This window comes from Streptomyces sp. NPDC059696, assembly GCF_042733745.1.
Classification (GTDB): domain Bacteria; phylum Actinomycetota; class Actinomycetes; order Streptomycetales; family Streptomycetaceae; genus Streptomyces.
Window position 1 is genome coordinate 68,169 of record NZ_JBHWFG010000018.1, and the last position, 16,073, is coordinate 84,241.

The 16,073-nt window shown below is 69.7% G+C and carries 13 protein-coding genes; 9 read left to right on the plus strand and 4 right to left on the minus strand.

Going from position 1 to position 16,073, the window contains the following annotated elements; translation table 11 throughout:
• Positions 1–133 precede the first annotated feature (133 nt).
• On the plus strand, positions 134–2,131 hold the full coding sequence (locus ACFV20_RS20945) for an ATP-dependent DNA helicase (RefSeq protein WP_385658594.1): 1,998 nt from the start codon (positions 134–136) through the stop codon (positions 2,129–2,131).
• 250 nt (positions 2,132–2,381) lie between these two features.
• Here ACFV20_RS20945 and lexA read toward each other — a convergent pair whose 3' ends face one another.
• Entirely contained in the window at positions 2,382–3,161 is a 780-nt protein-coding gene (gene lexA / locus ACFV20_RS20950; protein WP_053671024.1) for a transcriptional repressor LexA, read from the minus strand.
• Between the two features lie 621 nt (positions 3,162–3,782).
• Here lexA and nrdR point away from each other — a divergent pair.
• A complete protein-coding gene (gene nrdR / locus ACFV20_RS20955; protein WP_385658595.1) occupies positions 3,783–4,343 on the plus strand; it encodes a transcriptional regulator NrdR in 561 nt (186 codons plus the stop codon).
• Positions 4,344–4,506: 163 nt separating this feature from the next.
• Positions 4,507–7,398 carry a vitamin B12-dependent ribonucleotide reductase gene (locus ACFV20_RS20960; protein ID WP_385658596.1) on the plus strand — a complete coding sequence of 964 codons (2,892 nt, stop codon included), beginning with the start codon at positions 4,507–4,509 and terminating at the stop codon, positions 7,396–7,398.
• A gap of 82 nt (positions 7,399–7,480) precedes the next feature.
• Here the strand turns inward: ACFV20_RS20960 and ACFV20_RS20965 are convergent, their stop codons facing one another.
• Positions 7,481–8,014 carry a TerD family protein gene (locus ACFV20_RS20965; RefSeq protein WP_385658598.1) on the minus strand — a complete coding sequence of 178 codons (534 nt, stop codon included), beginning with the start codon at positions 8,012–8,014 and terminating at the stop codon, positions 7,481–7,483.
• A 155-nt stretch (positions 8,015–8,169) separates the two neighbouring features.
• Here ACFV20_RS20965 and ACFV20_RS20970 point away from each other — a divergent pair, with 155 nt between their 5' ends.
• The 3 genes from ACFV20_RS20970 to ACFV20_RS20980 all read left to right on the plus strand — a co-directional run bounded on the left by ACFV20_RS20970 (position 8,170) and on the right by ACFV20_RS20980 (position 10,536).
• Positions 8,170–8,775: a YdbC family protein gene (locus ACFV20_RS20970; RefSeq protein ID WP_385658599.1), complete on the plus strand. Its 606-nt coding sequence runs from the start codon at positions 8,170–8,172 to the stop codon at positions 8,773–8,775.
• A gap of 183 nt (positions 8,776–8,958) precedes the next feature.
• Positions 8,959–9,618, plus strand: a complete 660-nt coding sequence (locus ACFV20_RS20975; RefSeq protein WP_385658601.1) for a histidine phosphatase family protein — start codon at positions 8,959–8,961, stop codon at positions 9,616–9,618.
• 12 nt (positions 9,619–9,630) lie between these two features.
• Positions 9,631–10,536 (plus strand): ADP-ribosylglycohydrolase family protein, encoded by a 906-nt coding sequence (locus tag ACFV20_RS20980; RefSeq protein ID WP_385658602.1) that lies wholly within the window; start codon positions 9,631–9,633, stop codon positions 10,534–10,536.
• A 429-nt stretch (positions 10,537–10,965) separates the two neighbouring features.
• Here the strand turns inward: ACFV20_RS20980 and ACFV20_RS20985 are convergent, their stop codons facing one another.
• A complete protein-coding gene (locus ACFV20_RS20985; RefSeq protein WP_385658603.1) occupies positions 10,966–12,513 on the minus strand; it encodes an MFS transporter in 1,548 nt (515 codons plus the stop codon).
• Between the two features lie 187 nt (positions 12,514–12,700).
• Between ACFV20_RS20985 and ACFV20_RS20990 the strand changes: the two genes are divergently transcribed.
• From ACFV20_RS20990 to ACFV20_RS21000, 3 genes are all read left to right on the plus strand, one after another.
• The gene (locus tag ACFV20_RS20990; protein WP_385658605.1) at positions 12,701–13,321 is read left to right on the plus strand and encodes a TetR/AcrR family transcriptional regulator; all 621 of its coding nucleotides are present in this window, start codon (positions 12,701–12,703) and stop codon (positions 13,319–13,321) included.
• A 136-nt stretch (positions 13,322–13,457) separates the two neighbouring features.
• Positions 13,458–14,159 carry a ribonuclease HII gene (locus ACFV20_RS20995; protein WP_385658606.1) on the plus strand — a complete coding sequence of 234 codons (702 nt, stop codon included), beginning with the start codon at positions 13,458–13,460 and terminating at the stop codon, positions 14,157–14,159.
• 68 nt (positions 14,160–14,227) lie between these two features.
• Entirely contained in the window at positions 14,228–14,857 is a 630-nt protein-coding gene (locus ACFV20_RS21000; protein WP_385658607.1) for a hypothetical protein, read from the plus strand.
• A gap of 303 nt (positions 14,858–15,160) precedes the next feature.
• Here ACFV20_RS21000 and ACFV20_RS21005 read toward each other — a convergent pair whose 3' ends face one another.
• Positions 15,161–15,772, minus strand: a complete 612-nt coding sequence (locus ACFV20_RS21005) for a hypothetical protein (protein WP_385658608.1) — start codon at positions 15,770–15,772, stop codon at positions 15,161–15,163.
• Between the last annotated feature and the right edge of the window lie 301 nt (positions 15,773–16,073).

A 16,073-nucleotide genomic window follows, 5' to 3' on the forward strand; every position in this document is an offset into this window, starting at 1 on the left:
ACAGTTCCCGCCCGCCACGGTCCCACCGTTCACCTTCCGCCGCCCGCCCCGAGGAGCCCACGCCCTTGATCCCGTACCCGGCACCCGCCTTGCTCGCCCGTTTGTCAGTGCGGGGTCGTAGGGTGGTCGCGCTATGACGAAGCCCTCACTCCCCGAACTCCTGCATGCTGCCGTCGCTGCCGTCGGCGGTACGGAGCGCCCCGGTCAGGTGGCCATGGCCGAAGCTGTCGAGGAAGCGATCGACGACGGCTCCCACCTGCTGGTCCAGGCCGGCACCGGTACCGGTAAGTCGCTGGGCTACCTGGTGCCCGCGCTCGCCCACGGGGAGCGTGTGGTCGTCGCGACCGCCACCCTCGCCCTGCAGCGCCAGCTGGTGGAGCGCGACCTGCCGAGAACGGTCGAGTCGCTGCACCCCCTGCTGCGCCGCCGCCCGGAGTTCGCGATGCTCAAGGGCCGGTCGAACTACCTGTGTCTGCACCGACTGCACGAGGGCGTCCCGCAGGACGAGGAGGAGGGCCTCTTCGATCAGTTCGAGGCCGCCGCGCCCACCAGCAAGCTGGGCCAGGACCTGCTGAGGGTGCGCGACTGGGCCGACGAGACGGAGACGGGCGACCGTGACGACCTGACGCCCGGCATCTCGGACCGGGCCTGGTCCCAGGTGTCGGTCTCGTCGAGGGAGTGCCTGGGCGCGTCGAAGTGCGCGTACGGCGCCGAGTGCTTCGCCGAGATGGCCCGTGAGCGGGCGAAGCTCGCCGAGGTCGTCGTCACCAATCACGCGCTGCTCGCGATCGATGCCATCGAGGGTGCCCCGGTCCTTCCGCAGCACGAGGTGCTGATCGTCGACGAGGCGCACGAGCTGGTCTCCCGGGTCACCGGGGTCGCCACCGGTGAGCTCACCCCCGGCCAGGTCAACCGGGCGGTGCGGCGCGCCGCGAAACTCGTGAACGAGAAGGCCGCCGACCAGCTCCAGACCGCCGCCGAGGGTTTCGAACGGCTGATGGAGCTGGCGCTGCCGGGCCGCCTGGAGGAGATCCCCGAGGATCTCGGGTACGCCCTCATGGCGCTGCGCGACGCGTGCCGCACGGTCATCTCCGCGATCGGCACGACCCGCGACAAGTCCGTCCAGGACGAGGACGCGGTCCGCAAGCAGGCCCTGGCCTCCGTGGAGAACGTGCACGACGTGGCGGAGCGCATCACGAACGGCTCCGAGTGGGACGTGGTCTGGTACGAGCGCCACGATCGTTTCGGTGCCTCCCTGCGTGTCGCCCCCATGTCCGTCTCCGGGCTGCTGCGCGAGAAGCTGTTCGCGGACCGCTCCGTGGTCCTGACGTCCGCGACGCTGAAGCTGGGCGGCGACTTCAACGGTGTGGGCGCCTCCCTGGGCCTCGCCCCCGAGGGCACCGAGGGCGACGACCTCCCGAAGTGGAAGGGCATCGACGTCGGCTCGCCCTTCGACTACCGCAAGCAGGGCATCCTGTATGTCGCCAAGCACTTGGCACGCCCCGCGCGGGACGGTGACCGCGCCGACATGCTGGACGAGCTCACGGAGCTGATCCAGGCGGCGGGGGGCCGGACCCTCGGGCTGTTCTCCTCGATGCGAGGCGCCCAGCTCGCCGCCGAGGAACTGCGCTCCCGGATCCCCGAGTATCCGATCCTGCTCCAGGGCGAGGAGACGCTCGGAGAGCTCATCAAGAACTTCGCCGCCGACCCGAAGACCTGTCTCTTCGGCACGCTGTCGCTCTGGCAGGGCGTGGATGTCCCGGGTCCCAGTTGTCAGCTGGTCGTCATGGACAAGATTCCGTTCCCCCGCCCGGACGATCCGCTGATGAGCGCCCGCCAGAAGGCCGTGGAAGACGCCGGGGGAAACGGCTTCATGGCAGTCGCCGCCACGCACGCCGCTCTGCTCATGGCCCAGGGTGCCGGCCGGCTGGTAAGGGCGTCGGGGGACCGGGGCGTGGTCGCCGTCCTCGACCAGCGGCTGGCGACGGCCCGCTACGGCAGCTACCTGAAGGCCTCGCTGCCCGACTTCTGGTTCACGACGGACCGGAACCAGGTGCGGAAGTCGCTCGCGGCGATCGACGCGACAGCGCAGCAGGCCGAAGCGGCAGCTCAGCAGACCGAAGGGGCGTGAGCCACGGGCCGGCCACGGCACACCGAAGGGGAGTGGGCCACGGCCCTGCCACGGCACACCGAGGGGGAGTGGGCCTCGGGCCGGCCGGCGGCTCGGCCGCTGACCCGCTCCCGCAGGGACGGGCAGTCGGCCCTGCGGTTCGGCGGTCGCCGCACGTTCTGGACAGCGCAGGGCCCCGGAACCGGCGCAGGGGTTCCGGGGCCCGGTCAGAGGGCGGGCCTGTCGGCCCTGCCCAGCGCGGGGTGCGCTGTCAGACGCGCCGCAGTACGGCCACCACCTTGCCGAGGATGGTCGCGTCGTCGCCGGGGATCGGCTCGTAGGACGCGTTGTGCGGCAGGAGCCAGACATGGCCGTCCTCGCGCTTGAAGCGCTTGACGGTGGCCTCGCCGTCGAGCATCGCGGCCACGATGTCGCCGTTCTCGGCGACCGGCTGACGGCGCACGGTGACCCAGTCGCCGTCACAGATCGCGGCCTCGATCATCGAGTCACCCACGACCTTCAGGACGAACAGCTCACCGTCGCCGACGAGCTGGCGGGGGAGGGGGAAAACGTCCTCGACGGACTCCTCGGCGAGGATCGGGCCACCGGCGGCGATCCGGCCCACCAGCGGCACATAGGACGCGGCGGGCTTGCCCGCGGTGTCCGTCGGCTGCACCGAGGCGGCCTGGTCGGAGCCGCGCACCTCGTAGGCGCGCGGGCGGTGCGGGTCACGGCGCAGGAAGCCCTTGCGCTCCAGTGCCATCAGCTGGTGTGCCACGGAGGACGTGCTGGAAAGGCCGACGGCCTGGCCGATCTCCCGCATCGACGGCGGGTAGCCCCGTCGCTGCACGGAGTCCCGGATGACCTCGATCACCCGGCGCTGGCGGTCGGTGAGTCCGGAACTGTCCGCCCGGATGCCGGGAGGTCGGCCCGGCAGGGAGCGCTTGTGCCCCTCAGGGTTCGTGGCTTCGTTCATCGCATGCACCGGCTCCAGTCGGCCCTGGGAGCGGTCCTGGGCAGCGATGGCGGCACTGTCTGCGGTGGTGGTCACGTCGGCCCCTCTCGATGGTCTCCCTGCTGGACAACGGTAGTTGCTTTCGAAAGGTTGCGCCAAACACACGTTCGAGTGAAAAAACGCGAATCGGCGGACGCGATCATGTGTCCGGGTGTATTGGCGGACGCGCCACCTGGCGGGCAAAAGGGCCCATTGCTGTACTCTTCACCGCCGGGGTGATCGCCTGGTGGACTGTGCCCCAGTCTGCCATCCGGCATTCCCGTGCTTCGGGGCCAGCCCTCATCTGTGCGGGAGTCCCACCTCCCCTCCTCGCGGCGCCCACGGTATCTCCGCATGCACCGCGGCGATACGCCCGTGCATGAATGGATGCGGACGCGCCCCCGGGTGAGGTCGTCAACAGGCGGCGCATGTGAGGCGAACGGGCGGGCGTGGCGGGGGTGGTCACTCGTCACCTGCGCCTATGCGCGCGACACGCGGGACGGGCCTGCATGTATGAGCCAATCCCCACATCTAGTGGTTGGATTGCAACAGCAGCCCAGAAGTTGTGGTCCCCCGGGTCTCGGGGCTCATGGTCATCGCCTATGCTTGGGGCTGCTTCGTGGGGCGCAGGATGCCCGGCGAGGCTATTGAGTCTGCTGTGAGGAGGGTTGTTTTTCCATGCACTGCCCCTTCTGCAGGCACCCCGACAGCCGGGTCGTGGACAGTCGTACGACCGACGACGGCACGTCGATCCGCAGGCGCCGCCAGTGCCCTGACTGCTCCCGTCGTTTCACGACCGTGGAGACGTGCTCGCTCATGGTGGTGAAGCGGTCCGGAGTCACCGAGCCCTTCAGTCGTACGAAGATCATCAATGGCGTGCGCAAGGCGTGCCAGGGACGGCCCGTCACCGAGGACGCGCTCGCCCAGCTCGGCCAGCGGGTCGAGGAGGCGGTGCGAGCGACCGGCAGTGCCGAGCTGACCACCCACGACGTGGGGCTGGCCATACTCGGCCCGTTGCAGGAACTCGATCTCGTGGCCTACCTGCGGTTCGCCTCGGTCTACCGGGCGTTCGACTCGCTGGACGACTTCGAGGCGGCCATCACGGAACTGAGGGCGCAGACGGGACCCCCCGAGACGGATGACCCGGACCGCGAGGGCGCGGCCGCGGGGAGCCGGCAGGACGAGCGCGGGCCCGGAGGGACCAAGCAGGTCCCCGAGCCCGCAGGCGCCGCCGACTGACCGGCGGGCCGGACCCGGAAGGCAGCTCCGGGACCCGGCCGGGCGGCGGCGTGAGAGGACCCGTTGCGGGCGTATGAGTGGGCGTTCGCAACATCAGACAGAACAACGTGCACCGGGAACAACGGGGCACTTCAGGGCGTTTTCGCCCGTACAGGGAGGCGGCATGACAGAGACGGCGAGCGGTCCGGCACGGAGTTCCCGCGCCAAGAGCGCCAAGGCGAGCAAGGGCCTGCGTGTCGAGCGCATCCACACCACCCCTGGGGTCCACCCCTATGACGAGGTGGCCTGGGAGAGCCGTGACGTCGTCATGACCAACTGGCGCGACGGCTCGGTCAACTTCGAGCAGCGCGGCGTGGAGTTCCCCGACTTCTGGTCGGTGAACGCGGTCAACATCGTCACCAGCAAGTACTTCCGCGGTGCCGTGGGCACCCCGCAGCGCGAGACCAGCCTCAAGCAGCTGATCGACCGCATCGTGAAGACGTACCGGAAGGCCGGTGAGGACTACAAGTACTTCGCCTCGCCCGCCGACGCCGAGATCTTCGAGCACGAGCTGGCCTACGCTCTCCTGCACCAGATCTTCAGCTTCAACAGCCCCGTGTGGTTCAACGTGGGCACGCCGCAGCCCCAGCAGGTCTCCGCCTGCTTCATCCTGTCCGTCGACGACTCCATGGAGTCGATCCTCGACTGGTACAAGGAAGAGGGCATGATCTTCAAGGGCGGCTCCGGCGCCGGCCTGAACCTCTCCCGCATCCGCTCCTCCAAGGAGCTGCTGTCCTCCGGTGGCAACGCCTCCGGCCCGGTCTCCTTCATGCGCGGCGCCGACGCCTCCGCAGGAACGATCAAGTCCGGTGGCGCCACCCGCCGCGCCGCCAAGATGGTCGTCCTCGACGTGGACCACCCGGACATCGAGGACTTCATCGAGACCAAGGTCAAGGAAGAAGAGAAGATCCGCGTCCTGCGCGACGCCGGCTTCGACATGGACCTGGGCGGCGACGACATCACGTCCGTCCAGTACCAGAACGCCAACAACTCGGTCCGCGTGAACGACGAGTTCATGAAGGCGGTCGACCAGGGCGGCCGGTTCGGGCTGCGCGGCCGGATGACCGGCGAGGTCATCGAGGAGGTCGACGCCAAGGCGCTCTTCCGCAAGATCGCCGAGGCCGCCTGGGCCTGTGCCGACCCCGGCATCCAGTACGACGACACCATCAACACCTGGCACACCTGCCCCGAGTCCGGCCGGATCACCGCGTCGAACCCGTGCAGCGAGTACATGCACCTGGACAACACGTCCTGCAACCTGGCCTCGCTGAACCTGATGAAGTTCCTGAAGGACGACGGCAAGGGCAACCAGTCCTTCCAGGCCGAGCGCTTCCAGAAGGTCGTCGAGCTGGTCATCACCGCGATGGACATCTCCATCTGCTTCGCGGACTTCCCGACCCAGAAGATCGGCGAGAACACGCGCGCGTTCCGCCAGCTCGGCATCGGCTACGCCAACCTCGGCGCCCTGCTGATGGCCACCGGTCACGCCTACGACTCCGACGGCGGCCGCGCCCTCGCCGGTGCCATCACCTCCCTGATGACCGGTACGGCGTACCGGCGCTCCGCCGAACTCGCCGCGGTCGTCGGCCCCTACGACGGCTACGCCCGTAACGCCGACGCCCACAAGCGCGTCATGAAGCAGCACTCCGACGCCAACGACAAGGCCGTCCGCATGGACGACCTGGACACCCCGGTGTGGGCCGCCGCCAGCGAGGCCTGGGGCGACGTGCTCCGCATCGGTGAGAAGAACGGTTTCCGTAACTCGCAGGCGTCCGTGCTCGCCCCGACCGGCACCATCGGCCTGGCGATGTCCTGCGACACCACCGGTGTCGAGCCCGACCTCGCGCTGGTCAAGTTCAAGAAGCTGGTCGGCGGCGGCTCGATGCAGATCGTCAACGGCACCGTCCCGCAGGCCCTGCGCCGCCTGGGCTACCTGGAAGAGCAGATCGAGGCGATCGTCGCCCACATCGCCGACCACGGCAACGTGATCGACGCCCCCGGTCTCAAGCCCGAGCACTACGAGGTGTTCGACTGCGCCATGGGCGAGCGGGCCATCTCCCCGATGGGCCACGTCCGCATGATGGCCGCGATCCAGCCGTGGATCTCCGGCGCGATCTCCAAGACGGTCAACATGCCGGAGACGGCGACCGTCGAGGAGGTCGAGGAGATCTACTTCGAGGCCTGGAAGCTCGGCGTCAAGGCGCTCGCGATCTACCGCGACAACTGCAAGGTCGGCCAGCCGCTCTCCGCCAAGACCAAGGAGAAGGAGAAGGCGGAGATCACCGAGAAGGCCGAGGAGACGATCCGTACCGCGGTCGAGAAGGTGGTCGAGTACCGCCCGGTCCGCAAGCGCCTGCCGAAGGGACGCCCCGGCATCACCACGTCCTTCACCGTCGGCGGTGCCGAGGGCTACATGACCGCCAACTCCTACCCGGACGACGGTCTCGGTGAGGTCTTCCTCAAGATGTCCAAGCAGGGTTCGACCCTCGCGGGCATGATGGACGCCTTCTCCATCGCGGTCTCCGTCGGCCTGCAGTACGGCGTGCCGCTGGAGACGTACGTCTCGAAGTTCACCAACATGCGCTTCGAGCCGGCCGGTATGACGGACGACCCGGACGTGCGGATGGCGCAGTCGATCGTCGACTACATCTTCCGCCGCCTGGCGCTGGACTTCCTGCCCTTCGAGACGCGCTCCGCGCTCGGCATCCACTCCGCCGAGGAGCGTCAGCGTCACCTCGAGACCGGTTCGTACGAGCCGTCGGAGGACGAGGTCGACGTCGAGGGTCTGGCCCAGTCCGCGCCGCGCGCCCAGGAGCTGAAGGCCGTGTCCGCCCCGAAGGCGGAGGAGGCGGTCAAGCCCGCCCCGCAGCAGGCCCACACCAGCGCCGAACTGGTGGAGATGCAGCTGGGCATCCAGGCCGACGCCCCGCTGTGCTTCTCGTGCGGTACGAAGATGCAGCGCGCCGGTTCGTGCTACATCTGCGAGGGCTGCGGCTCGACCAGCGGCTGCAGCTGACGCCGGGAACCTGAGCCGATGACAGAGGGGCACCGCCTGCGGGCGGTGCCCCTCTCGTCGTGCGTGTCCGTTCCGCGGCGGGTCAGGAACGGCGGACCGCACCCATCGTCCTGGTGAAGTCCACCGGGTCGCCCTCGAAACCCCTGATCCCGGCGCGGAAGGTCCATGGCCCGGAGCCCTCCCGGGTGAACTCCGCCACCGTCGCCGCCGTGGCTCCGAGGACCCCGCCGAAGTCGTCCTCCGCCAGGACGCTGTACCCCTCCCGGATGCGCAGTCCAGGGCTGCGCACACTGACGAAGGTGCGCTCCGCCGGGTGCTGCTGGATGACGACACCGACGACCACGCGCGCGTAGCGCTCGTCGAGCCGGTCGAGTTCCAGTGTCATGACTTCGTCGTATCCGAAGCCCTGGCCGTCCTTGCTGTCCCTGTTGAGGGTGATGGTGCCGTCCGGGGAGCGGCTGTCGAAGTGCACCACGTACGCCGGATCGCCGTGTGGATCGTCCGCCAGGTAGGTCGCGGCGATCAGGTCCAGGTCGGTGGACGGCTGCCCCGCCGGGCTGGGATCCCACCGCACCGCGACCTCGACCTTGCGCAGTCCCTTGTTGAGCCCGTCCACCAGAGTCCCCTTCCCCGTACCGACCGGTCCGCCGGCCCCAACTGCCGGGCGGGCACGACTGTTTGTCCATCCTGCCACGCGCGCGGGTGCGAGCGGGAAGGAGCGGTCCGGTCGACAGTGACCGACGCCACGCTCGGTGGCCTTACCATGGCGCGGTGCTGGTCAAGTGGATTCGCTGCACCGTGGTGGACCGCCGTGGTTTCGAGCGGGGGCAGCGGAAGTGGGCGGGGCTTCTGGGGGAGCCGGGGTTTCGCGGACAGGGGGGTGGCTGGAGCCGGGGGCGACCGGACGTGGCGCACATTTTCGCGTTCTGGGAGAGCCGCGCGTTCTACGACTCCTTCATGGCGCGCTCCCACGACCGGCTCGCATCGGCCCAGGCGGGGACGTTCAAGCACGCCCAGGTCAGGTTGTTCGACTACCGCTTCGACGTGAAGACCGGCTTCGAACCGCGCTTCACGGACGCCGACCTGCTCAGGGTCGCGCTCTGCCGTGTCCACGAGGAGCGGGCCGAGCACTTCGTGCTGATGCAGGAGAAGGTCTGGAATCCGGCGATGGCCGGTTCGCCCGGCATGGTCCGCGGGCTGTTCGGCGAGGCGCCAGGCAGCGAGTTCCTCGTGCTGTCGATGTGGCGCTCGGCCGCCGAGCACGGCAAGTACCGCACGGAGCGCGTGGAGCGCCTCGCCCTGAGGGCTCAGACGGAGGCGGACGTGGCGGCGCTGACCGGTGACGTCGTGGACATGGAGTCGAGCTGGACGGTGTGATGCGCATGGCGCGCACCGGGGCATCACGACTTCCGCTGGGGAGAACCGCGACAGTCGGGGGGAGTCGTCTCGGTTGGACAAACGTGCGATCAGAGTGATCTGTGGTGCAGGATTGATGTGACCTACGCTCTATGGGGGCGGTGGGAGTGCTCCCGCGGCCCTCACCCGATCTAGGGTCTTGGCATGGCACGACCACGGCGCATCGTCCTTGTCCGGCACGGCGAGTCAACGGGCAATGTTGATGACTCCGTCTACGAGCGCGAACCCGACCACGCACTGGCACTCACCGCGCGCGGCCGCCGGCAGGCGGAGGCGACGGGAAAGCAGCTGCGCGAGCTGTTCGGAGACGAGCGCGTCAGCGTCTACGTCTCCCCGTATCGCCGCACGCACGAGACCCTGCGCGCGTTCCACCTGGACCCCGGTCGCATACGGGTGCGCGAGGAGCCCAGGCTGCGTGAGCAGGACTGGGGCAACTGGCAGGACCGGGACGAGGTCCGCCTCCAGAAGACCTACCGCGACGCGTACGGCCACTTCTTCTACCGTTTCGCCCAGGGCGAGTCCGGCGCCGACGTCTATGACCGGGTCGGAGGCTTCCTGGAGAGCCTCTTCCGCAGCTTCGAGGACCCGGACCACCCGCCGAACGTCCTGATCGTCACCCACGGCCTGGCCATGCGGCTGTTCTGCATGCGGTGGTTCCACTGGACGGTCGCGGAGTTCGAGTCCCTGTCGAACCCGGGGAACGGCGAAGTGCGGATGCTCGTTCTGGGGGACGACGGCAAGTACACGCTCGACCGGCCCTTCGACCGCTGGCGAGATCCCGAGCCGTACGAGATCACCGGATAGAGTGGCAGGGCGATGACCGCTGATTCCTCCCCCGACACGCGCCTGCACCGCGCCCTGGCCTGCCTGCGCGGACTGTCCGTCGGGGACGCTCTGGGCTCCCAGTACTTCGTGCCGGTGAACTATCCGTTGCTGAAGCGCCGCGAGGTGCCGTCCGGGCTCTGGCAGTGGACGGACGACACGGAGATGGCCGGCTCGGTCGTCGCCGTCCTGGCCGCCCACCACCGCATCGACCAGGACGCCCTGGCCCTCTCCTTCGCCGAGCACCACGACTTCGACCGGGGCTACGGTCCCGCCGTCAACCGCCTCCTGCGTCTGGTCCGGGAGGGCGGCGACTGGCGCGAGCTCGCCGCCGCGCTCTTCAAGGGACAGGGATCGTGGGGCAACGGCGCGGCGATGCGGATCGCTCCGCTGGGCGCCTGGTACGCCGGCGACCCGGAGCAGGCGACTCACCAGGCCGAGATCTCGGCCTACACCACTCATCAGCACCGCGAGGCGGTCGTCGGGGCCATGGCCGTCGCCGCGGCAGCCGCGTTCGCCGGAGCTCCCGACGGACCGCCCAGTGCCGAGGCACTCCTCGACGGGGTCATCGACCTGGTGCCGAAGAGCGCCGTGGGCGCGGGCCTGCGCCGAGCCCGGGACATGCTCGACTACGGCGACCCGGGCACGGTCGCGGCGGTGCTGGGGTGCGGGCGGCGTACGACCGCTCACGACACCGTGCCCTTCGCCCTCTGGTCGGCCGCCAGGAGCCTCGGCGACTACGAGCGGGCGTTCTGGACGACCGCCCAGGTGGGCGGGGACGTCGACACCACGTGCGCCATCGTCGGCGGCGTGATCGCCGCGGGGAAGGCAGGGGCACCACCCGCCGACTGGGTCGAGCGGACGGAGCCCCTCCCTGACTGGGTCCCGACGGCTGCCTGACGGCCCGGACCTTCGCCCGCCGGAACACTCCGTTTCGAGCTGGAAACTCTCCGTACACATCGGGAACTCTCCGTAACGAGCCGCCCGTTGTCCTGACATCCGCCGTGCGCACCGTCGAGGTCCGCACACGCAGGACATCCGTGTGAGCGTGGAGGAGGGGGTGTCATGGAGGTGCTGTTCGCGGTGCTCATCCGCTGGTGGAACGCTGTCGTGTCTCGTGTGCGACGTAGGCGACGTGCGCGGCCAGGGCCGCTGTGCGCCCCAGCCCACGTTCCCCGCATGACACCACTCGTTCTCTGTATGACACCCCTCGTTCTCCGCATGCGGCCCGGCGGTCCACAACCGGTCGTGGACCGACGCGGCGGCCGTCGGCGGGCCGTTGTCGTGCCCGCCGACGTGCCGTCGAAGCCGGTTCGTGACGCCCGGGGGTCAGCCGAGCCCTGGTCCGGCCGAGCCGGACAGCGCCTCCAGATCGCTCTTGCGGACCCGGATCACCAACCAGGCCGTCGCCAGCGCGAGGAGGGCCATCGAGGCGGCCGGGATGAAGGCCGTCGCGATTCCCTGGGCGAGCACTTCGTGTCCCCACGGCGCGGGCAGTTGGTGCGTCCTGGCGAACTCGGCCTTCTGTTCCGCGGATCCCTCGGCCATGAACTTCGGCAGTTGCTTCTCCGCCTCGTCCTTGGTCGCCGTACCGAAGACAGTGGTCAGGATGGAGAGACCGAGCGATCCGCCCACCTGCTGCGTCGTGTTGAGCAGCCCGGACGCCGCGCCCGCCTCGTGCGGGGCGACACCGGAGACGGCGGTCAGGGTCAGCGTCACGAAGTTCAGCCCCATGCCGAAGCCGAAGACCAGCATCGGGCCGAGGATTCCGCCGACGTACGAGCTGTCGGAGCTGATGAGCGCCTGCCAGGCCAGTCCGGTCATGGCGAGCGCGGAGCCCACGAGCATGAAGGGCTTAGGGCCCAGCACCGGCAGGAACCGCTGCGACAGGCCCGCGCCGAGTGCGATCACGAACGTCACGGGCAGGAAGGCGAGACCTGCCTCGATGGGGCTGTACCCGAGCACGTTCTGCACGAACAGCACGATGTAGAAGAACATGCCGAACATGGCCGCGGCCAGGCTCAGCATGATCACGTACGTGCCCGAGCGGTTGCGGTCGGCGAACATCCGCAGCGGAGTGATCGGCTCCTTGGCCCGGGACTCGATGAGTCCGAAGGCCAGCAGCAGGACCACGGCGGCAGCGAAGGACCCGATGGTGAGGCTGTCCCGCCACCCCTCGTCCGCGGCGCGGATGAAGCCGTACACGAGCGACGCCATGCCTGCAGTCGAGGTCACCGCACCCGCTATGTCGAAGCGGCCGGTGTGCCGCTCGGACTCACTGATGTACAGCGGGGTGAGCACGGCGATCAGCACGCCGATCGGCACGTTCACGAACAGCACCCAGCGCCAGTCGAGCCACTCGGTGAGCATGCCGCCGGCGAGCAGACCGATCGCACCGCCGCCCGCGGAGACCGCGGCGAAGACCCCGAAGGCCCGGTTGCGCTCCGGCCCCTCGGGGAACGTGGTGGTGATGAGCGCCAGCGAGGTGGGCGAGGCGATCGCGCCACCTACGCCCTGCAGGACCCGGGCAGCCAGCAACTGCCACGGCTCCTGGGCCAGCCCGCCGAGCAGCGAGGCGAAGGTGAACAGCAGGATGCCGGTCATGAAGACCCGGCGCCGTCCGAGGATGTCTCCTGCGCGGCCGCCGAGGAGCAGCAGGCCGCCGAAGGTGAGCGTGTAGGAGCTGACGACCCAGGTGAGGTCGGTGGTGCTGAACTCGAGCGCTTCTTGAATGTGCGGGAGCGCGATGTTCACAATCGTCGCGTCGAGTACCACCATGAGTTGGCAGGCCGCGATGACGGTGAGCGCGATGCCGGGGCGTCCCTCCCGGCGTGCCGCGCCTGGCTTGCGATCTTGGAGCAATGGAGAGGTTGTCACTATGGGTCCCCCACGAGTGCGTTAGTGAACGCTGGCGTTCACTGCCGCGACAACGGTAGTGAGTCCCCGACAGTGAACGCAAGCGTTCACTTAAGACGTCGTTGCTCGGCACGTCCCCCCATGTGGCCGTCCGGCGCGTCCCCCATCCCCGAAATGCCCGCTTCCGCTGCTCGTTGGAGAGAGTCAGATGGTTACCCCCAGCTGGGCGGACGCTCCCGCTCGGACAGCCGCCCGTCGCCGAGGCGCGGTGCTCGAACGCGCGATCCTCGAAGCCGCCCTCGATCAGCTCAGCACCGTCGGCTGGAACGGTCTGACAATGGAGGGTGTCGCCGCCGGCGCCCAGACCGGCAAAGCCGCGGTCTACCGGCGCTGGCCGTCCAAGGAGGATCTCGTCGCCGACGCCTTGCGTGCCGGGCTGCCGGAGTTCGACGCCGCCCCGGACGAAGGGAATGTGCGCGACGACCTCTTGGCGCTCTGCCTCCGAGCGCGTGACGCGATGTTCTCCCGCCCGGGCTCCGCGCTTCGCTCGGTGATTCACGAGTGCGACACAGCGCAGGCCGAGCGCTTCCACGCCGTGATCTTCGCAGGGGTCGTGGAACCCACGATGAAGATGTTGCGCGAGGTCGTCGACCGAGGTGTCAAGCGAGGTGAGGTGCGCCCGGAAGCTGCGAACGGTTATGTCTACGACGCCGTACCGGCCATGATGATGTACCGCTCCAAGATGTGCTGCTGTGAATGGCAGGATCGTGAAGTCGAGGAGATGATCGACCAGTTGATGGTTCCGCTGCTGCGGCCGCACGCTTCCTGACATCGCGGGCGTGAGGGCTGGGGCTCCCGCCGAACGGTCAGTGCGATCTCCTCGCGGGGGCGCGCGAGGGCGGCGCGCCCGTCGCGGGGGACCGGGGTGTCGCGGAGGCTTCGGGGCGGCGTAATCTAGGGGCGCCATGCCGTACGAACCACCTACTCACACCGTCGAGCGCTCCCTTCGAGCCACGACCGGAGCGAAGATCGTTGCAGGTGTCGACGAGGTGGGGCGCGGCGCCTGGGCCGGTCCCGTCACCGTCTGCGCGGCGATCACCGGGCTGCGCCGTCCGCCCGAGGGGCTCACGGACTCCAAGCTCCTCACCATCAAGCGACGCACGGCCCTCGCCGAGGAGCTGCGGACCTGGGTGACGTCGTACGCCCTGGGGCACGCCTCGCCGGAGGAGATAGACACCCTGGGCATGACGGCCGCACTGCGGCTCGCGGCCGTACGTGCGCTGGACGCACTGCCGGTACGTCCCGACGCGGTCATCCTCGACGGCAAGCACGACTACCTCGGTACGCCCTGGCGGGTCCGTACGGTGATCAAGGGTGACCAGTCCTGCGTGGCCGTCGCCGCGGCCTCGGTGATCGCCAAGGTTCAGCGCGACAAAATGATGGCCGAACTGGGTATCGACCATGCAGACTTCGGTTTTGCGGACAACGCCGGGTATCCCTCACCCGTGCACAAGGCCGCACTGGCGGAGCGGGGCCCCACCCCCTACCACCGGTTGTCGTGGGCGTATCTTGATGCGTTGCCCCAGTGGCGGCACCTCAAGAAGGTCCGCAGTTGGGCGGACGGAAGTGTTCCGGAAATCGAGGGGCAGCTCGGCTTCGATTTCTGACGGTTTCGTTCGCGCGCACGCGCCACCCGCCGACGCGGGCCGTACCAGCGTTTGATAAATATCAACTCATGCCTCTCATTCCCGAGGAGCCTCAGATTCACGAGAGTGCCCAGGGTCCCCGCGCCACTCCGGCCAACAGCCGAACCGCGCCGACCCCCCGTCCCGTACCCGGTCCCCGTCCCGCGGCCCCGTCGCGTCCCGGTCGCCCCGGCCCTCTCCGGCCGGCGCCGCCGGTGCAACGTACGCCGCGCGATGTGGCCGCCCAGCCCGCTCCGTCGGGCCCTGCCGCCGGTGCCACCGCTTCGGTCACCCCGCAGATCCAGCTGATCCCGGCTTCCGCCGAGGGGGCGCTCGACGCCGCCGAGGAGGCCGTGGACCTGCTGCTGGACTCCGGCCGTGCTCCCGGCGACATCCTGCTGATCACGACCGGGGAGCAGCACCCGTGGGCCGCCCACGAGCTGTCCTTCGGTGAGACCTCCTACTGGGCTCAGCACGACGCGGCCGACGACGTCTTCTACACGGACGCCGCCATCGCGGCCCGCGCCTCGTCCCGTCCGGTCGTCGTGGTCGCCGTCAACGGTGGTCCCGAGACCGCAGCCGTGAGTGCCCTGTCGCTGGCCCACTCCCGGGCCGGTGCCCTGCTGATCGTCTGCGGCGACCCGCAGCGGATCAACTCGGTGCTGGGCACGGGCGTCTGAGCCGGTGCCGTGGCGCCCGCCAGGGCGCCGGGGCCGACTCCGAGCGCCGCCGCGGCGGCGCTGCACGGTGGGCTTTCCTGCATGCCCGCGGGGCGAGAGGCCGCGTTGAGTGACGGCCCCGCCCGGCGACGGGCGCGCTCGTCGCCGCTGTGGCGGACGGCTGTGCTCGCGTCTCGGGCGGAGCGGCGCTCAGGAGGCTTGTTCCTGGGAACCGTTTCCTGACCGCAGTCGTGGGAACCGTGGGGAGCCGCCCTCAGTACGGTGCGGTCGGTCCCGGGCCGCGCCGAGTGGCTCGTCCGGGACTCAGCGTGCCGCCGCCGCGCGGCGCAGGATCTCCGAGGCGCCGCCGGTGCGCGGTATCGGGGGCGGTGCCTCCGACGTGGCGAAAGGCTCCGGCGCCGAAGCCGAGTGGGGGCGGCGTCCGCCGCGGCCCTCGCCGAGAACCTGCCAGCCGTCACGGGTCAGCGTGATGTAGGCCCCGCAGCGCAGCCCGTGCAAGGTGCACGCGTCACGCAGCCCCCACATCCACGCTCCGTCCTCCTCCGTCCAACGCCCGTCGCCCTCACGGCAGTAGAGCAGCACAGCGGTGCGTACCGGCGTGCGACGGCGCAGGTCGTGCGGGATCACCCGGCGCAGTTGCGCGAGCAGTGCGTTGCGGAACATCCAGCCGTCCGCCGAAGCCGAACGGCGCGCGAACGACGCGCTCGCCCGCAGCCGCTCGTCCGGGTCGAGCACGGCGACCACAGCGGTCGCCGGCTGCGGGTGGTGCCGGGCGTGCAGTCCGCTGACGATCTCGCGGGGGTTGCGCAGGAGTGGGATCCCGGCGGCGGCCCATTCCGCGGGTTCGAGCAAGCGGTTGGCGGCAGCGACGGACGTCGACGCCGCTGCCGAGGCCGGAGCGAATCCGAAGGTCACGGTCCTCCCTTCGGCTACGCGCCCACACTGCGGGCGGGGTCGGGTTCTGGGAGCGCGCACCGCGGCAAAGCCCTACCGGAGCGGCGGACGAGCCGTGCGGGAGCGGACCTCAATTCTTCCTGTCGAACTTGATTGCGGCAACGAGCAATTGAGGCAGCCGACCGTTATCAGATGATGCGCGGCTAATATCCCCACGGCGTGGGTCAGCGGACCACCCGCGGGGCGTTCGAGCACGACACGTTCGTACGTCTCTCCGGGGTCCCGCGCCCCATGGGGTGCCGGGCGACGGCCCCTGCCCGGG

Coding starts and splice junctions, on each gene's coding strand:
- ACFV20_RS20995 (WP_385658606.1), top strand. CDS start 13,458: ATGCCGTACGAACCACCTACTCACACCGTCGAGCGCTCCCTTCGAGCC.
- ACFV20_RS20980 (WP_385658602.1), top strand. CDS start 9,631: ATGACCGCTGATTCCTCCCCCGACACGCGCCTGCACCGCGCCCTGGCC.
- ACFV20_RS20960 (WP_385658596.1), top strand. CDS start 4,507: ATGACAGAGACGGCGAGCGGTCCGGCACGGAGTTCCCGCGCCAAGAGC.
- ACFV20_RS20975 (WP_385658601.1), top strand. CDS start 8,959: ATGGCACGACCACGGCGCATCGTCCTTGTCCGGCACGGCGAGTCAACG.
- ACFV20_RS20945 (WP_385658594.1), top strand. CDS start 134: ATGACGAAGCCCTCACTCCCCGAACTCCTGCATGCTGCCGTCGCTGCC.
- ACFV20_RS20990 (WP_385658605.1), top strand. CDS start 12,701: ATGGTTACCCCCAGCTGGGCGGACGCTCCCGCTCGGACAGCCGCCCGT.
- ACFV20_RS21000 (WP_385658607.1), top strand. CDS start 14,228: ATGCCTCTCATTCCCGAGGAGCCTCAGATTCACGAGAGTGCCCAGGGT.
- nrdR (WP_385658595.1), top strand. CDS start 3,783: ATGCACTGCCCCTTCTGCAGGCACCCCGACAGCCGGGTCGTGGACAGT.